This is a genomic window from Agrobacterium sp. DSM 25558, from assembly GCF_900100825.1.
Classification (GTDB): Bacteria; Pseudomonadota; Alphaproteobacteria; order Rhizobiales; family Rhizobiaceae; genus Agrobacterium.
This window is the reverse complement of the sequence record NZ_FMUD01000043.1, coordinates 1-16,072: the sequence shown is the minus strand read 5'-3', so window position 1 is coordinate 16,072 and position 16,072 is coordinate 1. Positions and strand designations below refer to the sequence as shown.

Sequence of the window (16,072 nt, the reverse complement as noted above, 5' to 3'; positions counted from 1 at the left end):
ATTGCCATATTGGAGGAGGTCAAAGATGAGTACCGTTTCGAAATCCCAGAACCCGGAAGCCGACCCGCGCGTCAAAGCCGTGTTCGATGATATCCGCACGACGCGAAAATCCGATTTCATCAACAATATGTGGCTCTATCTCGCCTTCGATCCCGACCTTCTGGAAAAGACCTGGGGTGAGGTCAAAGCCGTGATGGCCACGCCCTCGGCGCTAGATCCTGTCGTGAAGGAAATGCTCTACATTGCAGTATCCGTCACCAACGGCTGCTCCTATTGCGCCCATTCCCATACGGCTGCAGCAAAAGCAAAAGGCATGACCACGGAACAGCACGCCGATCTGATGCGAGTCATCGCGCTGGCGGGCAAGACCAACCAGCTTGCCGTTGCGTTGCAACTTCCAGTCGATGCCGCATTCGATGCGGACGCGGAACCAAGGTGAAAATACCTTGGAATAGGCGTTTTGCCGGTTGATACCGGAATAAAAGCAGAACACGGTTCTGGCCTTTCCGCCCCGAATCACTACATTGGGCCTCATGAGTAACAGTTTCGACGATATGCCGTTCTTCGATGAAGAACCTTCCGAGCCACGCCGCCAGCCTGCTGCACCTCCTGCTGCTGGCGGTTTGGGCATTGCCGCGCAGGCCATGGCAGCGCGTGATAAAGGGCGTGCTGCGTCCGATTATCTGGCAGGCCTCAACCCGGAACAGCGTGAAGCCGTCGAAACTCTGGAAGGCCCTGTTCTGGTTCTGGCCGGTGCCGGCACCGGCAAGACGCGGGTACTGACGACCCGTATCGCCCATATTCTCGCAACTGGCCGCGTCTATCCCAGCCAGATTCTCGCCGTGACCTTTACCAACAAGGCCGCACGCGAGATGAAGGAACGTATCGGCGTTCTCGTCGGTGGTGCAGTCGAGGGCATGCCATGGCTCGGCACCTTCCACTCCATCGGCGTCAAACTGCTGCGCCGCCACGCGGAGCTGATGAGCCTGAAATCCGATTTCACCATTCTCGATACCGATGATGTGGTGCGGCTTTTGAAGCAGCTCATTCAGGCCGAAGGTCTGGATGACAAGCGCTGGCCCGCAAAGCAGTTTGCAGGCATGATCGATGGCTGGAAGAACAAGGGGCTAACGCCGCCGGAAATTCCGGAAGGCGACAGCCGTGCCTTTGCCAATGGCAAGGGCCGCGAACTCTATGCCGCCTATCAGGCCCGGCTGAAGACCCTGAACGCCTGCGATTTCGGCGATCTGCTGCTGCACCCGATCACGATTTTCCGAAACCATCCGGACATTCTGAAAGAATATCACCAGAAGTTCCGCTACATTCTGGTGGACGAGTACCAGGACACTAACACCTGCCAATATATGTGGCTACGGCTTTTGGCCCAGCGCCCCAAAGGCCAGCCGCAGAACGTCTGCTGCGTGGGTGACGACGACCAGTCGATCTATGGCTGGCGCGGTGCCGAGGTCGACAACATCCTGCGCTTCGACAAGGATTTCCCCGGCGCAAAGGTCATCAAGCTGGAGCGCAACTATCGCTCCACCGAACATATTCTGGGGGCGGCCGGACATCTGATTGCCCACAATGAAGGCCGCCTCGGCAAGACCCTGTTTACGGATCGCAGTGAACCGGATGATGAAAAAGTCGTGGTCCATGCGGCCTGGGATTCCGAAGAGGAAGCCCGTGCCGTCGGCGAAGAGATCGAACAACTACAACGCACCAAGCATCCGCTCAACAACATGGCGATCCTCGTGCGCGCCTCGTTCCAGATGCGTGAGTTCGAAGACCGCTTCGTCACGTTGGGACTGAACTACCGCGTCATCGGCGGTCCACGATTCTACGAGCGCCTCGAAATCCGCGATGCGCTCGCCTATTTCCGCCTCGTCTGCCAATCCGCCGACGATCTGGCCTTCGAGCGCATCATCAACACGCCCAAGCGTGGCCTTGGCGATACGACCGTACGCAATCTGCATGATTACGCCCGCGCCCGCGATATCCCTATGCTGGCTGCCGCAGCCGACATCATCGAAACCGACGAGTTGAAGCCAAAGGCGCGCAAGGCGCTGTTCGATGTCGTGCAGGATTTCCGCCGCTGGCAAAACCTTCTCGAGAACACCGAACATACGGTGCTGGCCGAGCAAATTCTGGATGAGAGCGGTTACACCGCCATGTGGCAGGCGGATAAGAGCGCCGAAGGTCCGGGCAGGCTTGAAAACCTGAAAGAACTCATCCGCTCCATGGAAGCCTATGAGAGCATGCGCAGCTTCCTCGAGCATGTCGCGCTGGTCATGGACACCGAAAAGAACGCAGAGCTCGACGCCGTCTCGATCATGACGCTGCACTCTGCCAAGGGGTTGGAGTTCGAAACCGTCTTCCTGCCCGGCTGGGAAGAAGGCCTGTTTCCCCACCAGCGCTCGCTGGATGAAGGTGGCCGCTCCGGTCTCGAAGAGGAACGGCGGCTGGCCTATGTCGGTATTACGCGCGCCAAACGCCGTTGCCACATCTGGTTCGTTTCCAACCGCCGCATCCACGGGCTGTGGCAAGCGACCATCCCATCGCGCTTTCTCGAAGAACTGCCGCCCAACCACGTCGAGGTGTCGGCTTCCGACAACAATTACGGTGGTTATGGCGGACGTGGTGGCTATGGCCAGTCGCGTTTCGACGCGGCAGACCCGTTTACCAACACTTACTCCACACCCGGCTGGAAACGCGCACAGGCCAACAAGTCAGACGCTACGCGTGACAATTGGGGCAGTCGCTCAGGCCATGCGGTGGAGCGGATCGGCTACGGCGAGAGCGGCCCGAAAAGCCGCACCATCGATGGTGAACTGGTGGCGAAATCCGTGGCCGACACCCCATCGAAGTTCTTCGTTGGCGACCGCGTCTTCCACATCAAATTCGGAAACGGCAATGTCGCCAGCATCGAGGGCAACAAGCTGACCATCGACTTCGACCGAGCAGGCCAGAAGCGCGTGCTGGACGGCTTTGTGGAACGGGTGTAGGCGGCGGCATTTCTACCACAGGGAGTAGCAATTGCTGTGGGTCTACAAAACCGGATATTCACTTTAAAAAAGTTCCGTGCAATATATCCCCTAACAAACAACCAGCTTGGGTTCGGGGGAATCTGTGCATCTACTACCCAGTTCGAGACGCAGACTTGATGTCTACCTCATAAACCTGGCTGGCGCTGAAAAACGGCGCGACGCTATGCTTTCAAAAATTTCCGCTCTTGGCTTGCCTGTTCAGCGGATAGAAGCCACAGACGGCAGAAAGCTGACCTTCCCCATCCCGGAATTTTGCGAGCTTTCCTATAAGCTCCTGCACGGAAGACGAACGTCTCCGCCGGAGGTTGGCTGTTATCTAAGCCATGTTGAGTGCGCCCGCACGTTTCTGCAAGGCGATTCCGACTTTGCGCTGATTCTCGAAGACGATGTCAGCTTCGAAGAAGACTTCGTCAAAGCAATCGATGACGCCATATCTCATGCAACGGACTGGGATATTCTTCGCCTCTCAACCGTCAGCAATGGTCGGAAATTTCCGTTCAAGCGCATTTCGGATGGTCGATCACTCGCAATTACCATGACCCGGGAAAAAGGGTCAGGTGCCTACATCGTCAACCGTAGGGCGGCCGAGTGGATCACGTCACGACTTGTGCCTATGCGACTGGCCTACGATATCGCATATGATCTCGAATATCTTGCTGGCCTGAAATCGGCCTTCGTCTATCCGCTCTGCGCCACACAAGACGCGGATTCCGAGAGCCAGATTCAACGAGGCCTTCGCGCTTTGCGCCTGCCGAGGTGGAGATACGTCTCCGTATTGCCGTACAGAACCTACCTTGAAGTCACACGTTTCTTGTTCAGGGGTTCCAGGTTGGCTTATTGCAAGATCGCAAATTCCGTGACGTCTCAAATGAGACCAGCAGCTCTACGCGTTGGTAGCGCTGAGTCTGGCGGAGTCACCTTTCAGGCCGAGCCTTACGTCTCACCCGGTGTGAACCCGATCAAATAAATTGCGGCGACAATGATCGCCAGAATGAAAATGGATATGACGAAAAGGGTCATGCGGTTCAGAGGTTTGCGCGTCGTTTTTTTCATGACCACATAACAGCCTAGGCCGTTTTTGGTTCCGATAAAATGCCGTCATCGTCCATTCATCGGTCCACAGTTCAGCGAAATTCAATTTCGCTTCAAGGACATATCGGCTAAAGCTGAATCACCCTCTCAAGCTTTGGCCTGTCATGAACGAAAACACCCACACGCGCCTCAACCCACTTCACCTGGCCGCAGCTTTTGCCAGCGGCTGCCTTTTGACGCTGATGGTGCATTTCAATGGAATGCTCGCCCATTTCGGCAATGCGCTCTTTTCCTCATGGACGGCTCACGGCACCGGAACGGTAGCGGCTCTGATCTACCTTGCCATTCTTTACCGGAAGCCGAAGGGGGATCAGCCGCGTAAACCCAAAGCACCGCTTTGGGCCTATTTCGGCGGCGTCGTGGGTGCCGCCATTGTCATGCTGACATCAAGCGCAGTCAATTCACCCCTCGCCCTCTCCGGTACCATCGCGCTTGGGCTTGGCGGTCAGGTCATTTTCAGCCTGCTGGCGGATCTCTGGGGTCTGTTCGGCATGCCGAAACGCCGTCCCGATGCCCGTGATCTTTGCGCCGTTGCGCTGATCCTTGGCGGCAGCGCCCTCATTATCCTCGTGGGGAGAGCGATATGATCGTTTGGATTGCCATGGCGTTTACCGGCGGTGTATTCGTCGCGCTCAGCCGTCAGGTCAACGGTCGCCTCAGCCTGTCGAACTCGCCGCTGATTGCGTCCTTCTGGAACCACATCGTCGGCTTCATCGTGTTGACGGCTTTGGGCCTCATCATCGGCGGCCTGTTGCCAGCCGGGGCTGCAGACGCGCCTTGGTACGCTTTCATCGGCGGACCGATCGGAGTGATTTTCATTGCTTCGGGAAGCTGGCTCGTGCCGCGCATCGGTGCGGTCAACACGGCACTTCTGGTCATCAGCGGTCAGATGGTGTCGGGCGTCATGCTCGATCTATTCAGCGATCAACCACCGAAAGCCTGGGCCAGCGCACTCGGTGTACTGCTCATCCTCGCGGGCATGGTGCTGACGCAGCGCAAGAAATAACCCGCGTCAGGAATCCGTACCACGACCCGTCATCATGCTGAACAGGGTTTTGCCGCTCCCCTTCGTTGCGCCTGAAGCCGTCATGGAAGAACGTCCCGAAAGCTTCGGCACGACCACGATCCGCTTGACTTCACCGCGCTTGAAAGCTGCCAGGAAGCGTGTGTAGTCCTTGAAGACAACGCAGCCGTTGGACTCGCCGCGTCTGGCCAGCATATAGGTGTGGGCCAGAAGGCCGTTACGGCCATGCGGGTTGACGCCGCTTTCCGGTGTCAGACGAATAGCCTCGACGCCGTGAAACAGCGACTCGCGCATGGTCAAACGATAGCTGGAAGGCGGGGTAGCGCCGCGCATCTTCACATGCACGAAATCGGGATTGTCCCGCATCTTGCCGATGCCGGAATGCGCTTCCAGCTTTTCGCCGCTCGGCAGGTGAACGACACCTGCGGAAATATCATAGATGGCAGTGCCATTGCCGCGATCCGGCCACGGCACGGCGTCCATCTTGGTTTCGCGCATCGGGTTATCAGGCCGTGCGAAAGCCACCATGTTTGTCGCCGGTCTTTGTTGAACAGGCGCAGGTGCGGGTACTGACGTAGGTGCCGCCGCCAGTTGCTTTTCGGCCAGAGATGGTACGGCTGGGCGTGGTGTTGGTTCTACGTCGACCGCTTTAGCGATTTCCGGGCGGAAACTCGGCAGCGGAACGGTTTCGGGCAGCAGATCGATTTCATCGTCTGTCGTTGTCTGAGGCTTGCCAAGCGCCACCTCGAATGCCGGATGCTCCTTGGCCTGCGTTTCCAGCATGGCCAGTTCCGGATTTTCACTCGTCCGGCCCAGCGCCGAATCAACGATTGCCGATGGGCGAAGTGCTGCCAGTGCCTGAATGGTTGCCTGCGCATGCGCGTTTACCGCAACGGCTCCACCATAACGGTCAGCGAAGGCCTTGGCACCGATGTGGTGTTCGGCAGCAAGGCGCACCGCTTTCTGGCTACCATGGCCATTTTCAGAAAGGCGGGAGAATTTGCGGATGTGAACATTGCGCTCAGCCACGTCGAGCGGTGCGCGCTCCAGACCCGAAACGAGCATCTTGTCGAAGCGCTGCACCCCGTGGGAGGCCTGCGCCATGCCATGGAGAGAGGCAAAGGCCGTAACCGCACAGACGCTGGCCAGCACACCGCCGCCCAACATAGCCGACAACTTGCTCAAGCCAGCAGGCTTGCGTTTTTTGGTGAAAGCGCTGCCAAGGCGCGCATCGTTACAGGCCACGGGTAATGACGCCATGATACATTTTACTCAAACCGGTTACGCAAGACCGGACAACACCGGTCATCGAGTTCACATATCGAAAGCCGGGCGCGTCTTGCGCTGGCGTCGCTGCTAACAGGTTTTGAGCATGCCGAATTATGGTAACCAAAGTCTTTACAAGTCCCCTGAAAACTCAGTTCTTTGAAGCTTGCATGCGTTTCTCTGGGTTCCGCTTACCGAGTTACCACACGTGATGGAATGTCATGACGTGATCGACGCGATAAAGCGAATGCCGGAGATTTCCTATGGACGGTAACTGATTCTTCCCACCGATATCGCTCGGTTATATGCTGATTTGGCTATAATTGCGGCAACGTCGCGGCAGGCGTTAACGAAGCCCATTTTTGCCGTTGCGTTTTGGCTTGATCCCAACCCGTTCGCTTGGCATCTTCAACACCATCCAGGAGGAGAGACTATGAAAGCCTTGCTTTTGATCGATATCCAGAATGGCTTTTGCCCAGGCGGAAACCTCGCAGTGGCGGATGGCGACAGGATCGTGCCCATTGCCAATGCGCTGATAGACAATGGTGGATATGATCTCATCGTCGCTTCGCAGGATTGGCACCCCGCAAACCACGGCTCTTTCGCGTCACAGCATCCGGGCAAGCAGCCTTTCGAAATGGGCGAGCTTTCCGGCAAGCCCCAGGTCATGTGGCCGGATCATTGCGTTCAAGGCACAGCAGACGCTGAATTCCACCCGGATTTGAACGCGCAGGCGTTCGATTACGTCCAGCAGAAGGGCGAAAACCCGGCAGTGGACAGCTACTCGGCCTTCCGCGACAACGACCAGTTCGCCACCACAGGCCTTGCGGATTACCTGCAACGACAGGGCGTAACGGTGCTGGACCTGTGCGGATTGGCGACGGATTACTGCGTCAGTTTTTCCGCTCTCGACGCTGTGGACATGTTGCCTGGCGTCCAGGTGCGCTTCATCGAGGATGCCAGTCGCGGCATTGATCCTGAAGGCATCAGAACCGCAATTGCTGCGATGAGAGCAAAGGGTGTGGCTGTGGTCAACAGTAGCGATATCTTAAACGCCTAGCGTACCGCCCCGTCATCGACGCCGCGGCACATGCTTCTCCAGAACATCGATATCTGCGGCAGCGTCTTCCATACGGCGCAGCATAGCAGCATGCGCGTCTTGCAGGCCTTGATTATAATAGACGGGGCCCAGAATTTCACCAAGCTTGTCGACAAGCATTTCAGCCTGAAGCGCGCCTATGTCGAGGTCGAATTCCTCCGCAAGATGCGCACAGGTGGCTGAAACCATATCGGCTTTTTGCTGCTTCTCAAGAACCACATCTTTCATTCACATCTCCCTCAATGGCCTGACCCTACGGCAAGCTTCAATGAAATCAATCAACCTATTCTTTAAATTCGTTTGTATTGAAAAACATGGCGATGTAGGAGCGGCGACCATAGAATTTCATTCCGGCACAGGACCGGTTTATCCCATGACACATGTTACATTTAAGTCCGGCATGCGCTTTGGACTGCCCGTCGCCCTTGCCGTAGCGCCCTTCGGCGCTCTCTTCGGTGCCATTGCTATCGACAATGGCTTGACCCTATTTGAAGCCATCTTGATGAGCGGCTTCATTTATGCCGGAGCAAGCCAGCTGGTCGGCATCGAGCTGTTCAATCAAAACCTGCCGGCATGGCTCGTCGTCCTGTCGATTTTTGCGGTCAATTTCCGCCACATCCTTTATTCGGCAGCCATGGTGCGTGTGGTGCCGGAATGGTCATTTGCGAGAAAAGCATTCGGCTTCTTTTTTCTGGTGGACCCGCAATTCGCAGAATCCGTCCGCCAGAAAGAAATAAACGGAAGCGTGAGCTTTTCCTATTATATGGGCTATGCGCTCATCGTCTACGTCATGTGGATGATCTCGACAGTCCTGGGCGCGTCTCTTGGCAACCTGATTGGTGATCCGAAAGCGGCCGGTTTCGATGTGCTGCTGCCCATCTACTTCATGGGCATGGTGCTTGGCTTCCGCACCCGCGCCAACTTCTACCCCGTCATGCTGGCAAGTGCAGTGGGCGCTATTGCTGCCTACCATTTCGTCGGCTCGCCATGGCATGTCAGCATCGGTGCGCTGACCGGTATTCTAATCGCCGTCATTCTTCCGCCAACAGCAACGCAAACAGTGGTCGATGAAGTGGAGACAGTGTGATGGAAGGCTTGTTTCAGGTTCAGACGCTGATCATCATCTTTGCCGGTGCTGTCGCGACATATCTCACCCGCGTTGGTGGTTATGTGCTGATGACGCGCATGAAGACAATCCCACCCCGTGCCGAAGCCGGTCTCAATGCCGTACCGGTGGCGGTTTTGACGACGCTCGTCGCACCCGCCTTTTTCGAAGGCGGATACGAGGTAAAGCTCGGCATTATCTTCGCATTGATCGTCGGCCTGCGCTTTCCCGGCCTGACGATGTTGATCGCAGGCTGGGCGCTTGTCGTGGCGATGCGTTACTTCGCTATCGCGTAAGCGGCTCGGTGGCGGTGGTCAGCCACTGCTGCACATCAGCGTCTGAAATGAGCGGCGTCAGCTTTTCCCGCACAGTGGCGTGGTAAGCGTTCAGCCACTCCAGCTCCTCATCCGTCAGAAGCGAAACGATGACGAGACGCCGATCGACAGGGCACCATGTCAGCGTCTCGAAGGACAACATCGGCAGATCACCGCCGTCAACGGCTTCCGCCTCACGGACATAGACCAGATTTTCGATGCGAATGCCGAACGCGCCGGGACGGTAGTAGCCCGGTTCGTTCGAGAGGATCATGCCGGGTAGAAGCTCCTGCTGCGATACGCGCGAAATCCGCTGCGGGCCTTCATGTACGGAAAGGTAGGAGCCGACGCCATGGCCCGTGCCATGCGCATAATCCGCACCCGCCTTCCAAAGCGCGATGCGCGCCAGTGGATCGAGGTCGCAACCGCGCGTGCCGATGGGAAAGCGTGCGACGCTGATGGCGATGAAACCCTTGAGAACCAGCGTGAAGAAACGTTTCTGCTCTTCCGGCACAGTGCCGATTGCGACCGTGCGCGTGATATCCGTGGTGCCGTTGATATATTGCGCACCGGAATCAACCAGAAACATCTCGCCGTCATTCAATGGGCGGTCGCTGTCCGTCGTCACGCGGTAATGCATGATGGCAGCATTCTCGCCAGCGCCCGAAATCGTATCGAAGGAGATATCCTTGAGCGGGTTTTGCGCGGACTGCCCGACCCTTGCCCGAACCGCCTCCAGCGCGGTTACGGCCTTGATCTCGGTCAAGGTGCCAGGCTGCTGTTGATCCAGCCAGGCCAGAAACTCCACCATCGCGGCCCCGTCCTGCACATGGGCGGCGGCAGAACCGGCGAGTTCCGCAGCGTTCTTGCGGGCGCGTGGCAGCTTCACCGGATCAACCGCTTCCACGACCTCACCACCGGCTTCGGTGATGGACAACGTCAACGCCACGGGTGTCACATCCACATCGGCAAGAATACGGCCCGCGGCACTGGAAATCGCATGCAGACGCGCCGAAATTTCACCCGGCGGCAGAAGCGTCGCCAGTGGCGCAAGATAAGCTTTCACCTCATCGCCGATCTTACGTTCGTCCACGAACAAATCAGCGCTGCCATCGGCATAGATGATGGCACGAGCCAGGGGATGCGGCGTGTGCGGCACGTCATTGCCGCGAATGTTGAATGTCCAGGCAATGGAAGACGGATCGGTCATCAGCACCGCATTGGCCTTGCGCGCCGATACGATCTCGCCAATGGTGCCGACCTTCAAGTGCGCCGGAATGCCCGTCACGTTATCCGGCTGGATCGTGACCGGCTCCAACGGCGCTGCAGGCCGCCCTTCCCACAAGGGATCGAGCGGGTTGGCGTCCAACAGAACGACCGAGCCGCCCTTTTCGGACAGTGCCTTTTCAAACCGCTTCAGCTCCGCACCCGTATGCAGCCAAGGGTCGATACCGAGGCGGAAACCGTCAGGTGCATTATCGGATAGCCATTTTGCCGGCGGTGCGCCCACCAGATCGCCACCCCGGAATATAGAGGGATCAACCTGCGTGGTCAGCTGCGTCGTGTAGCGTCCATCGACAAACACGATCGCTTCGAAACGCGTTACTAGCACGACACCGGCGGAACCGGTAAAGCCGGTCAGCCATGCCAGTCGCTCGGCCGACTCAGGCACATATTCGCCCTGATACTCATCAGCCCGCGGCACCAGAAATCCATCGATGCCGAGCGCGTCGAAGGTTGCGCGCAGAGCCTCGACGCGCGCCTTGCCAAATTGCGGAGTGGATTTGTTTTCGAATGACTGGAACATGAACTGCTTTCCGAATGCCTGATTTCGGAGCAACCTTATCCCGTGATCATCGCCAAGGTCCAGACGAAAGGCGTGTCTTTACAACACTCAATCCTTGCGCAGATGGATCGTCACCCAGCCGTTGCGCCACAATGTGCGGACATGGCTGAGGTGCATGCCATTATAGGCGGAAAGCACCTTCCAGCGCTGCGATGCCAGAATGCCTGACAGAATGACGGTGCCACCGGGGGCAAGATGCGTCACCAGCTGCGGTGCCATCTTGATCAGCGGGCGGGCGAGAATATTGGCGATGATGAGGTCGAAAGGCCCGTGCTTGCGGAAGGAGTCCGAATGGAAACCGGGCGCGGTTTCCAGCGACATGCCGGATACGATGCCGTTCAGCCGCGCGTTTTCTTTTGCTACCTTGATGGCGATGGGATCAATATCCGTTGCCAGCACCGGCACCGGCCGCATCTTTGCAACGGCGATCGCGAGAACCCCGCTGCCCGTGCCGAGATCCAGCGCATTGCGAATGGTCCGCGCCCGCAAAACCTGCTCGATCATCTCAAGGCAACCCGCCGTCGTGCCATGATGGCCGGTGCCGAAGGCCTGACCAGCCTCAATCTCGATGGCGAGATCGTTGATGCGCACCTTGTCGCGGTCATGCGAACCGTGGACGAGGAAGCGCCCTGCCCGTACTGGCGTCAGCCCTTCCAGCGATTTGGCAATCCAGTCCACATCGGGAATGATTTCTCGCTCGAGGGTCAAATGCGGGAAAGCAGCCTTCAGCGCCTCATCGACACGGCCGCGAATATCGTCTTCGTCGTTTGCATAGAGATAGACGGAAGTTTCCCAGATATCACGCTTCTCATCCACTTCGGTATTGGCGATGGCGATATCTTCTTCACCGAATACCTCCGACAGCAAATCCAGAACTTCACCCGATTGAACTTCGGTGGTGGACACATAAAGGCGGATTTCGCTCACGGCTGAGACTTTCTATGCAGATGCTTCAACCGTCAGCCTTTGCCATAAAAGCGGCTGCGATCCAATGGAGTGCCCACCCGATTTTCGAAAAGAATTGCGGCTGCTTGCGAAGCCAGATTTCCCTCATTCCTGTGCTTGTCACAGGAATGAGGGTGATACGGTGAGCCTTCTTTCAGAAAACTCGACACTCTCCACTTGAAGACCGTTCAGCTCTTGGTCAGATTTTGCAGCTTTTGCACGGCAACATCGGGGTTCTCGCCATAGGCGATCGTTCCCGAAAACCGGCCCTTCGCATCCAGAAGAATGACGGAGGCGGTGTGATCCATAGTGTACTCGCCGTTCGGATCCTTCTCATCCACCGGCACCTTCTTGGCGTAGATGCGATAGCCCTTCAGCGTTTCGGCGATCTTGTCCGGCGAACCGGTGATGCCAGTTATACGCTTGGAGACGTTGGAAACATACTGGTTGAGGATTTCTGGCGTATCGCGCTCAGGATCAACAGATACGAAATAGGCCTGCATCTTGGTTGCATCAGGGTCGACCTTTTCCATCCAGCCATTCAGCTCGAACAGCGTGGTGGGGCAGACTTCCGGGCAATGTGTAAAGCCAAAGAACAGCGCGGTCGGTTTGCCCTGGAAAGCTTTTTCCGTAATCGGCTGACCGTTTTGCGCAACAAGCTGGAATGGCGTGCCATAGACCTCTTCCACCATCTGCTCACGGCTCTTGGTCAGTTCCATCGTCAGCCAGGCCATGACACCCAGTAACACGACGACAGCACCCCAAAGCGCAATACGAATATTCTTCATGCCATTCCCCGATCAGCATTGAACCAGCCTCTGGAACAGCTTTTATCCCGAGGCGCATCATTTCGGCAATTCAAGAAAAGGTTCGAGGCAGCAACCGCGCTGATTTGTCTCAAACGGCAAGCACGGGTCGCAAGCTTAGAGGCACCAGGCAATACCGCTCTGCACCGCCGAGAGAAAGATATCCGTTCCGTGCCGCATCCATCCGTCGAATGTCAGAAGAACAACAAACAACGCGGCACCCGTTGCGAGGGCAGCGGCAAGCAATTTCAGCGGACCCTTCAGTAAAACTCTCATGGCGCAAATATATCGCAAAACAGGGAGGGGCGAAACAGCGAAAATGGCGCGTTTCAAGGCTGTTTATGATGGCACGTTAGGGAAAGTTTAAATTGTTTTTGGGCATTATGATCGCCAGCGGTCGCTCACGCGCACGACATGATGTCATCCGGAAGTTTTCCGACGCCGCATATCTCCCGGAATCGAAACGGCCCGCCAGAGAGCCGTCAGGAAAAGTTCAACCATGACAAACGCCATCAAGCAATCCGGCGCATATCTTGAAATCGTTTCCTTCCATCTCGGCGATCAGGAATTCTGCATAGACATCATGGCGATCCGCGAAATTCGCGGCTGGGCTCCGGTCACGCCGATGCCGCACACACCGCCTTATGTTCTCGGCCTCATCAACCTGCGCGGCGCGGTTATTCCCGTCATCGACATGGCGTGCCGTCTGGGCATGAAGATGACCGAACCATCCGAGCGCTCCGCCATCATCGTCACCGACATCGGCGGCAAGCTGGTCGGCCTTCTGGTCGAGCAGGTCTCCGACATGATGACCATCAAATCCGAAGACCTTCAGCCTGCCCCGGAAATCATCCCGGAAGACCAGCGCAATTTCTGCCATGGCATCGTCGCGCTGGAAAAAAGCATGGTCTGCTTCCTCAACCTCGACACCGTTATCGCCGACGAGCTTTCGCGCGAAGCTGCTTGAGGCGAGTTTAGACCACAGACGCAAACGGCGAGCATCTGGCTCGCCATTTTTGTTTTACGACAACCTCTCCTCCGTCATACCGGGCTTGACCCGGTATCCAGCAGCGCCGCGTCTGCGGCGCGAAAGAGTCCTTTGACCTGCCAGACGTCAGGTCACTAGACCCCGCATAAAGTGCGGGGTGACGGAATATGAGGCTCTACCTTGCGACAATCAGTTCAAGGCTTCCCATTCTTCCACGTCACCGTCTGCCCATAGAGCGGCACCGTCGAAATCGCCATCTTGGCCGAACCATCGGTCAGTTCGCGCGTGTGAACGAGGTAGATCAACGTATCATTCGCCTTATCGTAAATACGGTTGACGACCATCTTCTTCCACACCAGCGACATGCCCTGACGGAAGACTTCCTCACCCTTGGTGCCAAGGTCGATATCACCAACTTCCACAGGCCCGGTCTGGCTGCACGAAATCGCATTGTTGGAAGGGTCCTCGAACCAGTTGCCGTTTTTCAGACGGTCAATCACACCCCGGTCGAAATAGGTAACATGGCACGTCACGCCCTTGACCTGCGGGTCGGCGATAGCCTCGACAACGATATCGTTGCCAGTCCAGTCGACACCCACTTTGCCCACCACCTGCGCAATGGCGGCAACCGGCAACAGGGCAAGACCCGCAACCACTATGGAACGAAACACTTTAGCCATAACCCAAACCCTCACATGAACTGCCATAAAGATAGGTCTGCACAGTCGTACAACAAGGCGTGATGTCAGCGTTTTCTCATGGTGCAAGGCGCATAGCCGGTGGCGTGCAGCCGCCCGGCCACCATGCCGATCTTTTCCGGTATGTGGTGGATGTGTTCCACCGCGACCGCTTTCGCCACGGCAATTGCCGCAGCGGCACAAACCACAGCATCTTCGGCGGCATTGTGGTGCACGAAACGCAGTTGCAGATGGTGGGCGATGATGTTGAGCTTGTGCGATGGCAGCGACGGCCAGACGCGCTGTGACATCTTCACGCTGCACAGATAGGAAAGCTGCGGATAGCTCTGTCGATACTTATCGAAACTCGCCCGCATGACACTGAAATCGAACGCCGCATTGTGCGCGATCATCGTCGCATCCCTGAAGTCATCGATGAACTCATCCATCACTTCAGGAAATTCCGGCGCATCCTCCACATCCCGTGGCTTGATGCCGTGAATAGCCACGTTGAACGGCGAGAACCGCATATCCCTGGGGCGGATCAACCGCTCTTCCACGCGCACGATCTGGCCGTTTTCGATCCACGCGAGACCGACAGAACAGGCACTGCCCCGCTCCTCATTGGCGGTTTCGAAATCGATGGCGATGGTCTTCAAGGACTGATTCCCGGTTGCTCTTCGCACGGCATAAAGCAAAGCGCGGCTAAAATGAACCGCCCACAGGAAACGGGTGGTCAAGCGCCACAGCCAGGATTACACAAAAGCCGGGACAGATATGGCGAGGGGGACATCAGGGTGGCCGTGCATAAACAGATGAACGCAACAGAATGGGCGCTGCTCGTGGCGCTTTCGATCCTGTGGGGCGGATCGTTCTTCTTCGTCGGCATCGCCGTCAAGGAACTGCCGCCCGTGACCATCGTCACACTGCGCGTTTCGATCGCCGCACTCGCCTTGCTCACCGTCTGCCGCATCATGGGCTATCGCATGCCCAACGCGCCGGAGGTGCTGCGCGCCTTTTTCGGCATGGGCCTGCTCAACAACATCATTCCCTTCTGCCTCATCGTCTGGGGCCAGACCCACATTGCAAGCGGCGTCGCCTCCATTCTCAACGCCACCACCCCGCTCTTTACCGTCATCGTCGCGCATCTGCTGACGAGTGATGAGAAGCTGACCATCAACAAGCTCGCAGGCATCATCATCGGCTTTGCCGGGGTCGCAACCATGATCGGCCCGGCCGCACTGACCGGCGAAAGCTCCAGCCTCTGGGGCCAACTCGCCATTCTCGGCGCGGCAATCTCCTACGCCTTCGCCGGAATTTCCGGCCGCCGCTTCAAGGCCATGGGTGTGCCACCGCTGGTCACCGCCACCGGCCAGATTTCCGCGTCCACCATCATGCTCATCCCCCTCGCCCTTGTCATCGACCAACCATGGACGCTCGCCATGCCAACCGGCGAAGTCTGGGCCGCACTTTTCGGCATCGCCCTCCTCTCCACAGCGCTTGCCTATCTCATCTTCTTCCGCATCCTCTCCTCAGCAGGCGCCACCAACCTCGCCCTCGTCACCTTCCTAGGCTCAGGACCCATTAAAGCTCTTGCGATGTGCCCCTTGTTTTGATTCACTAAGATCAAAAGGAGACACTGCCATGAGTGACCTGATGCTTTTGTCGGATGCACAGATGCGCCGGATCGAACCTTTCTTCCCGCTGTCACATGGCGTGCCGCGTGTCGATGACCGCTTGGTATTGAGCGGCATCATCTTCGTCCTGCGCAATGGTTTGCGGTGGCGCGACGTGCCGCGTGAATACGGGCCGCATAAGACCATCTATAATCGTTTCATTCGCTGGAGCCGGCTCGGCGTCTTCAAC

19 protein-coding genes are annotated in these 16,072 nt (G+C 57.2%); 11 read left to right on the top strand and 8 right to left on the bottom strand.

Going from position 1 to position 16,072, the window contains the following annotated elements; all coding sequences use genetic code 11:
- Positions 1-25: 25 nt before the first annotated feature.
- The 5 genes from DSM25558_RS24545 to DSM25558_RS24525 all read left to right on the top strand — a co-directional run bounded on the left by DSM25558_RS24545 (position 26) and on the right by DSM25558_RS24525 (position 5,142).
- Positions 26-439 (top strand): carboxymuconolactone decarboxylase family protein, encoded by a 414-nt coding sequence (locus tag DSM25558_RS24545; RefSeq protein ID WP_077107260.1) that lies wholly within the window; start codon positions 26-28, stop codon positions 437-439.
- Positions 440-533: 94 nt separating this feature from the next.
- Positions 534-3,002 carry an ATP-dependent helicase gene (locus DSM25558_RS24540; protein ID WP_077107259.1) on the top strand — a complete coding sequence of 823 codons (2,469 nt, stop codon included), beginning with the start codon at positions 534-536 and terminating at the stop codon, positions 3,000-3,002.
- 124 nt (positions 3,003-3,126) lie between these two features.
- Positions 3,127-4,011 carry a glycosyltransferase family 25 protein gene (locus DSM25558_RS24535; RefSeq protein WP_077107258.1) on the top strand — a complete coding sequence of 295 codons (885 nt, stop codon included), beginning with the start codon at positions 3,127-3,129 and terminating at the stop codon, positions 4,009-4,011.
- Between the two features lie 229 nt (positions 4,012-4,240).
- Entirely contained in the window at positions 4,241-4,723 is a 483-nt protein-coding gene (locus DSM25558_RS24530; RefSeq protein ID WP_077107257.1) for a DMT family transporter, read from the top strand.
- Entirely contained in the window at positions 4,720-5,142 is a 423-nt protein-coding gene (locus DSM25558_RS24525; RefSeq protein ID WP_077107256.1) for a DMT family transporter, read from the top strand. The genes DSM25558_RS24530 and DSM25558_RS24525 overlap by 4 nt, the downstream gene beginning before the upstream one ends.
- 6 nt (positions 5,143-5,148) lie before the next feature.
- Here DSM25558_RS24525 and DSM25558_RS24520 read toward each other — a convergent pair whose 3' ends face one another.
- Positions 5,149-6,420, bottom strand: coding sequence for a DUF2778 domain-containing protein (locus DSM25558_RS24520; RefSeq protein WP_077107255.1), 1,272 nt, complete (start codon positions 6,418-6,420; stop codon positions 5,149-5,151).
- A 439-nt stretch (positions 6,421-6,859) separates the two neighbouring features.
- Here DSM25558_RS24520 and pncA point away from each other — a divergent pair, with 439 nt between their 5' ends.
- Positions 6,860-7,486 (top strand): bifunctional nicotinamidase/pyrazinamidase, encoded by a 627-nt coding sequence (pncA, locus tag DSM25558_RS24515; RefSeq protein WP_077107254.1) that lies wholly within the window; start codon positions 6,860-6,862, stop codon positions 7,484-7,486.
- 12 nt (positions 7,487-7,498) lie between these two features.
- Here the strand turns inward: pncA and DSM25558_RS24510 are convergent, their stop codons facing one another.
- Positions 7,499-7,753, bottom strand: coding sequence for a DUF2164 domain-containing protein (locus DSM25558_RS24510; protein ID WP_077107253.1), 255 nt, complete (start codon positions 7,751-7,753; stop codon positions 7,499-7,501).
- Positions 7,754-7,898: 145 nt separating this feature from the next.
- Between DSM25558_RS24510 and DSM25558_RS24505 the strand changes: the two genes are divergently transcribed.
- Entirely contained in the window at positions 7,899-8,612 is a 714-nt protein-coding gene (locus DSM25558_RS24505) for an AzlC family ABC transporter permease (RefSeq protein ID WP_077107278.1), read from the top strand.
- The gene (locus DSM25558_RS24500) at positions 8,612-8,926 is read left to right on the top strand and encodes an AzlD family protein (protein ID WP_077107252.1); all 315 of its coding nucleotides are present in this window, start codon (positions 8,612-8,614) and stop codon (positions 8,924-8,926) included. Before DSM25558_RS24505 ends, DSM25558_RS24500 begins: the two co-directional genes overlap by 1 nt.
- Here DSM25558_RS24500 and DSM25558_RS24495 read toward each other — a convergent pair.
- From DSM25558_RS24495 to DSM25558_RS29075, 4 genes are all read right to left on the bottom strand, one after another.
- Positions 8,916-10,751 (bottom strand): aminopeptidase P family protein, encoded by a 1,836-nt coding sequence (locus DSM25558_RS24495; protein ID WP_077107251.1) that lies wholly within the window; start codon positions 10,749-10,751, stop codon positions 8,916-8,918. The two genes, DSM25558_RS24500 and DSM25558_RS24495, sit on opposite strands and share 11 nt — an antisense overlap.
- Before the next feature lie 87 nt (positions 10,752-10,838).
- Complete coding sequence (locus tag DSM25558_RS24490; protein WP_077107250.1) at positions 10,839-11,717, bottom strand: 50S ribosomal protein L11 methyltransferase; 879 nt, start codon at positions 11,715-11,717, stop codon at positions 10,839-10,841.
- Between the two features lie 206 nt (positions 11,718-11,923).
- Entirely contained in the window at positions 11,924-12,523 is a 600-nt protein-coding gene (locus DSM25558_RS24485; protein WP_077107249.1) for an SCO family protein, read from the bottom strand.
- A gap of 135 nt (positions 12,524-12,658) precedes the next feature.
- Positions 12,659-12,817 (bottom strand): hypothetical protein, encoded by a 159-nt coding sequence (locus DSM25558_RS29075; protein WP_200800797.1) that lies wholly within the window; start codon positions 12,815-12,817, stop codon positions 12,659-12,661.
- A 223-nt stretch (positions 12,818-13,040) separates the two neighbouring features.
- Between DSM25558_RS29075 and DSM25558_RS24480 the strand changes: the two genes are divergently transcribed.
- Positions 13,041-13,508, top strand: a complete 468-nt coding sequence (locus tag DSM25558_RS24480) for a chemotaxis protein CheW (protein WP_077107248.1) — start codon at positions 13,041-13,043, stop codon at positions 13,506-13,508.
- Positions 13,509-13,723: 215 nt separating this feature from the next.
- On the opposite strand, the gene DSM25558_RS24475 is transcribed toward DSM25558_RS24480, so the two are convergent.
- Together DSM25558_RS24475 and DSM25558_RS24470 are read right to left on the bottom strand one after the other, a co-directional pair.
- Positions 13,724-14,209 (bottom strand): CreA family protein, encoded by a 486-nt coding sequence (locus tag DSM25558_RS24475; RefSeq protein WP_077107247.1) that lies wholly within the window; start codon positions 14,207-14,209, stop codon positions 13,724-13,726.
- A 65-nt stretch (positions 14,210-14,274) separates the two neighbouring features.
- Complete coding sequence (locus DSM25558_RS24470) at positions 14,275-14,865, bottom strand: 3'-5' exonuclease (protein WP_077107246.1); 591 nt, start codon at positions 14,863-14,865, stop codon at positions 14,275-14,277.
- 156 nt (positions 14,866-15,021) lie between these two features.
- On the opposite strand from DSM25558_RS24470, the gene DSM25558_RS24465 reads away from it, so the two are divergent.
- Positions 15,022-15,822 carry a DMT family transporter gene (locus tag DSM25558_RS24465; RefSeq protein WP_083716646.1) on the top strand — a complete coding sequence of 267 codons (801 nt, stop codon included), beginning with the start codon at positions 15,022-15,024 and terminating at the stop codon, positions 15,820-15,822.
- Positions 15,823-15,850: 28 nt separating this feature from the next.
- Positions 15,851-16,072: transposase (locus DSM25558_RS24460; RefSeq protein WP_143240089.1), on the top strand; the 222-nt coding region annotated here is incomplete at its 3' end.

Excerpts from the sequence above, each read along its gene's own strand:
- DSM25558_RS24475 (WP_077107247.1), bottom strand. The coding sequence starts at position 14,209 with ATGGCTAAAGTGTTTCGTTCCATAGTGGTTGCGGGTCTTGCCCTGTTG.
- DSM25558_RS24495 (WP_077107251.1), bottom strand. The coding sequence starts at position 10,751 with ATGTTCCAGTCATTCGAAAACAAATCCACTCCGCAATTTGGCAAGGCG.
- DSM25558_RS24485 (WP_077107249.1), bottom strand. The coding sequence starts at position 12,523 with ATGAAGAATATTCGTATTGCGCTTTGGGGTGCTGTCGTCGTGTTACTG.
- DSM25558_RS24540 (WP_077107259.1), top strand. The coding sequence starts at position 534 with ATGAGTAACAGTTTCGACGATATGCCGTTCTTCGATGAAGAACCTTCC.
- DSM25558_RS24510 (WP_077107253.1), bottom strand. The coding sequence starts at position 7,753 with ATGAAAGATGTGGTTCTTGAGAAGCAGCAAAAAGCCGATATGGTTTCA.
- DSM25558_RS24465 (WP_083716646.1), top strand. The coding sequence starts at position 15,022 with ATGAACGCAACAGAATGGGCGCTGCTCGTGGCGCTTTCGATCCTGTGG.
- DSM25558_RS29075 (WP_200800797.1), bottom strand. The coding sequence starts at position 12,817 with ATGAGAGTTTTACTGAAGGGTCCGCTGAAATTGCTTGCCGCTGCCCTC.
- DSM25558_RS24480 (WP_077107248.1), top strand. The coding sequence starts at position 13,041 with ATGACAAACGCCATCAAGCAATCCGGCGCATATCTTGAAATCGTTTCC.
- pncA (WP_077107254.1), top strand. The coding sequence starts at position 6,860 with ATGAAAGCCTTGCTTTTGATCGATATCCAGAATGGCTTTTGCCCAGGC.
- DSM25558_RS24500 (WP_077107252.1), top strand. The coding sequence starts at position 8,612 with ATGGAAGGCTTGTTTCAGGTTCAGACGCTGATCATCATCTTTGCCGGT.
- DSM25558_RS24520 (WP_077107255.1), bottom strand. The coding sequence starts at position 6,420 with ATGGCGTCATTACCCGTGGCCTGTAACGATGCGCGCCTTGGCAGCGCT.
- DSM25558_RS24525 (WP_077107256.1), top strand. The coding sequence starts at position 4,720 with ATGATCGTTTGGATTGCCATGGCGTTTACCGGCGGTGTATTCGTCGCG.
- DSM25558_RS24545 (WP_077107260.1), top strand. The coding sequence starts at position 26 with ATGAGTACCGTTTCGAAATCCCAGAACCCGGAAGCCGACCCGCGCGTC.
- DSM25558_RS24530 (WP_077107257.1), top strand. The coding sequence starts at position 4,241 with ATGAACGAAAACACCCACACGCGCCTCAACCCACTTCACCTGGCCGCA.
- DSM25558_RS24505 (WP_077107278.1), top strand. The coding sequence starts at position 7,899 with ATGACACATGTTACATTTAAGTCCGGCATGCGCTTTGGACTGCCCGTC.